This window comes from Lutibacter sp., assembly GCF_040883305.1.
Classification (GTDB): Bacteria; Bacteroidota; Bacteroidia; order Flavobacteriales; family Flavobacteriaceae; genus Lutibacter.
On the sequence record NZ_JBFLKT010000029.1, the window covers coordinates 1 to 3760 of the forward strand.

General features: G+C 31.2%; 4 protein-coding genes, 2 tRNA genes and 1 pseudogene. 3 read left to right on the forward strand and 4 right to left on the reverse strand.

Annotated features, from left to right (window positions below; genetic code table 11):
• Positions 1-334, forward strand: a 334-nt coding sequence (locus tag AB1Z17_RS00780; protein WP_368049885.1) for a hypothetical protein, incomplete at its 5' end; no start/stop codon positions are given.
• Between the two features lie 12 nt (positions 335-346).
• Positions 347-1999: a DUF1501 domain-containing protein gene (locus tag AB1Z17_RS00785; protein WP_368049886.1), complete on the forward strand. Its 1653-nt coding sequence runs from the start codon at positions 347-349 to the stop codon at positions 1997-1999.
• On the opposite strand, the gene AB1Z17_RS00790 is transcribed toward AB1Z17_RS00785, so the two are convergent.
• The 3 genes from AB1Z17_RS00790 to AB1Z17_RS00800 form a co-directional block, all read right to left on the reverse strand.
• On the reverse strand, positions 1996-2688 hold the full coding sequence (locus AB1Z17_RS00790) for a fibronectin type III domain-containing protein (protein WP_368049887.1): 693 nt from the start codon (positions 2686-2688) through the stop codon (positions 1996-1998). The genes AB1Z17_RS00785 and AB1Z17_RS00790 overlap by 4 nt on opposite strands.
• A gap of 94 nt (positions 2689-2782) precedes the next feature.
• A tRNA-Leu gene (locus AB1Z17_RS00795) sits at positions 2783-2867 on the reverse strand.
• A 46-nt stretch (positions 2868-2913) separates the two neighbouring features.
• Positions 2914-2986, reverse strand: a tRNA-Lys gene (locus AB1Z17_RS00800).
• Positions 2987-3101: 115 nt separating this feature from the next.
• Here AB1Z17_RS00800 and AB1Z17_RS00805 point away from each other — a divergent pair.
• A complete protein-coding gene (locus AB1Z17_RS00805; RefSeq protein ID WP_368049888.1) occupies positions 3102-3611 on the forward strand; it encodes a shikimate kinase in 510 nt (169 codons plus the stop codon).
• Here AB1Z17_RS00805 and AB1Z17_RS00810 read toward each other — a convergent pair.
• A pseudogene (locus tag AB1Z17_RS00810) lies at positions 3603-3760 on the reverse strand (phosphoribosyltransferase); the annotation flags it as partial. The gene AB1Z17_RS00805 and the pseudogene AB1Z17_RS00810 sit on opposite strands and share 9 nt — an antisense overlap.

Here is a 3760-nt window from a genome sequence, read left to right on the forward strand (position 1 = left end):
AATGATAGAAAGTTTTATCGCTGGAAAAAACACCATTATTGGTGGAAATATTTATGCAATATTAGATGCCATTAGTTTTGTTGAAAATAACATATCAGATCCGTCAGATTCAATTGTTTTAGTTATAGAACTCTCGGATTTATTATTTCCTGAAAGCATAAGTGCAGAAAGAGTAAACTATTTTGTAAATTTTTTAATTGATGGTTATAATGAATATTATTGGTCCAGTGAATGGGGAAAATATGTAAGTAATGGAGATACTTCAGTAATTAAAACACGTTTAGACGATTTAGTAATAGCTTTAGTAAATGCTGCTGAATTTCAATTAATGTAATATTTTTTTAAAATGAAAAGAAGAAATTTTATAAAGTTATCTGCAACAGCATCTGCAATTGGATTATCACCAATTGAAATTCACGCTACTTTAGAGCCATTATTAAGTCTTAGTTGCCCTAATGTATCTAATAGAAAATTAGTATTAATTAATCTTTCTGGAGGGAATGATGGATTAAACACAGTAATCCCATTAGATCAGTATAGTACTTATGCTAATTTAAGGCCAAATATTAAAATACCTGAAACGGGTGGTTTAACATATTTAAATTTAGATACAAGCTTACCATCAAATCAGCAAATTGGTTTAAATCCTGCATTAACAGGATTAAAATCGTTATACGATGCTGGTTGGCTTAGAATTTTACAATCTGTAGGGTATCCATCTCAAAATAGAAGTCATTTTAAATCTGGTGATATTTATATGACAGGGAACGATGGAGAAAGTAATTTAAATGGTTCAGACTCTGGTTGGATTGGTAGATTTATGGAACTTTACTATCCTTCAGAAATTACAGAACCATATCCGTTAGCAATTCAAATTGGTTCGGATAAAACTTCTTTAGGTTTTCATGGAATAGAGGAACACGGGTTATCTTTAAATTTAACAGGGCAAGATCCAGCAGGTTTCTATTCTGTTTTAAACGGATTAGGAGGTCAGGCACCAACAACCTTCCCGAACTCTGATTTTGGAACGGAGTTAGCTTTTATTTCTGGAGTGGATGCCTTATCAAATACACATGCTTCTTCAATTTCCAATGCCTTTAATAGTGGTACAAATGCAACTACGTATCCAGATACAGATTTAGCAGACCAATTAAAAACGGTTGCAAAACTTATTAGTGGAAATTTGAAAACTAAAGTCTATATGGTTAGAATATCTGGTTTTGATACGCATAACAATCAAATACAAGGTGTTAATGACCCCTTGGGTAAACATTATAATTTGTTAAATGAGTTATCTGAAGCCATTACAGCATTTGTAAATGATTTAAACCAGCAAGGGATTGGCGAAGATGTATCAGGCTTAACTTATTCTGAGTTTGGAAGGAAAGCTGGAGAAAATGGAAATATGGGAACAGACCATGGACAAATTTCACCTGCTTTTGTTTTTGGAGAATCTATTGAAGGCGGTGTTTCTGGTTTAAATGTAGATTTAAGTGAAGCAACTTCAGGTAATAATTTTCAAATCAGTGTTGTTCAGCATGATTATAGACAAACAGTAGCAACATTGCTACAAGATTTTTTAGGTGCTCAAAATTCGGTTATAGACAGTACCTTTTTTAACTACTCATCTTTACCATCGGCAACAAGTTTTACCACATCTAAAATAGATGAATTAATTAAACCACTATCTAAGGTTTCAGAAGAGTGCTTAAATAAAACATTAGCTATAAATGAATTTGATACTACACCAAAAGAGTTGAAAAGATGGCAGGTTTATCCAAATCCATTTAGAGATATTATCACAATTTTTGGTCTAGAAGAAGTTTATGAAATAGAATATAAAATTATTAACAGTACAGGAAGTACCATTTTAGTTGATAAATTAGTTGTAAACGGTGCATCTGTGAAAATCAATTTATCTAATTTAATAGGAGGAATGTACTTTATCCAAATTAAAAAAGGATTTTACAGAGAACTACATAAAATAATAAAAATTTAATCTGTTTTAAAATTCCAGACCTGGCCAAGTGTTTGACCTCCTTTATCATCCTTAACAATAACTTTCCAATAATAAGAAGTTGCTCCTGGAACATTTACATTAAATGTTTTAGCGGTCTGATCTGAAGCAACAATTGTTGTTGGTTTTTTAGCCGTTCCAAAATAAACATCATAAGTCAGTGGGTCATTATCAACATCAGAAGCATTCCATTCTAGAATTGTACTAGTTTCGGTAACTGTTTCATTTAATGTTGGAGCAACAATCTCTGGTGAAAAAGGTAAATAATTTGAAACACCTTCCCCTTCTGTATAAAAAGAATTTACGGTTGAATAAGCACTAGCTTTATTTTTGTTATCTTTTGCACTCACTCTCCAATAATAAGCTACACCTTTTTCTAATGAAAATAATTTTATTGTGCTAGAATTTGATACAGATTGTACCATTTGCGTAAATTGATTATCTTTTGCTATTTGAAGTTGGTAGGTAACAGGATCACCATCAGGATCTGTTGCAGCATTCCATTTAAACTCTATGGAATTATCTATACAAAGTAAATTTGCCGAAGGATATATTAAAGCTGGAATATTTGGAGCGTTATTCTCTGGTTCTGGATCTGGAGAATCTCCACCTGAACCACCACAAGACCATAATAAGGTTGACAAAACTATTGTATAAATGTATTTTTTCATTTTTTTCTAGATTAAGCGATAAAATTAATCATTTTTAAAATAGTTACAAAGTAAAGCTATGCAAAAATATAAAAATAAGTAATTATTTAAATTGTGCGCGTAACTGGAGTCGAACCAGCACGTTCTATGCGAACACCAGCCCCTCAAGCTGGCGCGTCTACCAATTCCGCCATACGCGCTTAACTAATTTAAACAAAAAAAGTTAAGTAAAAACTTAACTTTTTGTGACCTGGCTGGGGCTCGAACCCAGGACCACCTCCTTAAAAGGGAGGTGCTCTACCAACTGAGCTACCAGGTCTTTTCCTTTTGCAATTGCGAGTGCAAATATACTATCTAATGTTTAAAATACAAGTTTTTTTATGTAGTTTTTTAAACGATATTTGTAATCTTGTTTTTTTTGATAAATTTATTATATGAAAATTGTATTATTAGGCTATATGGCATCGGGAAAATCAGCAGTTGGGAAACAACTTTCTGGTAAATTAAATATTAAGTTTTTTGATTTAGATTTTTACATAGAAACTTGCGAATCAGCTTCAATAACATCAATCTTTAAAACTAAAGGTGAAATTTATTTTAGAAAAAAAGAGGGTGAATATTTGCAAGAACTTCTAAATCTTACCGAAGATTGTATAATTTCATTAGGTGGTGGCACACCTTGTTATGGTACTAATATGGAATTTATTAAAAAGAAATCTAAGTCGTTTTATTTAAATGCTTCTATTAACACAATTTTTAATAGATTAAAAGGAGAAACTTCACAGCGACCGCTAGTAGCAACTATAGGTGAAGAAAATTTAAAGGAATATATTGGAAAGCACCTTTTTGAACGTTCCGTATTTTATACTAAAGCTGATGAAACTATTTCGGTAAATGAGAAGTCTATAGAAACGATCGTTGAAGAAATTTTAGTATTACTCTAAAATAGCAAATGAACTATTTTTATCGAAAACTACATTAATATGTTCTTGCATTGATGTTGATAAGGAAATTCCTTTAAAATCAGCTTTTACAGGAAATTTTTTGTGATTTCTATTTATTAAAACAGCAGTTTTAAATCTTTTTAGAGGAA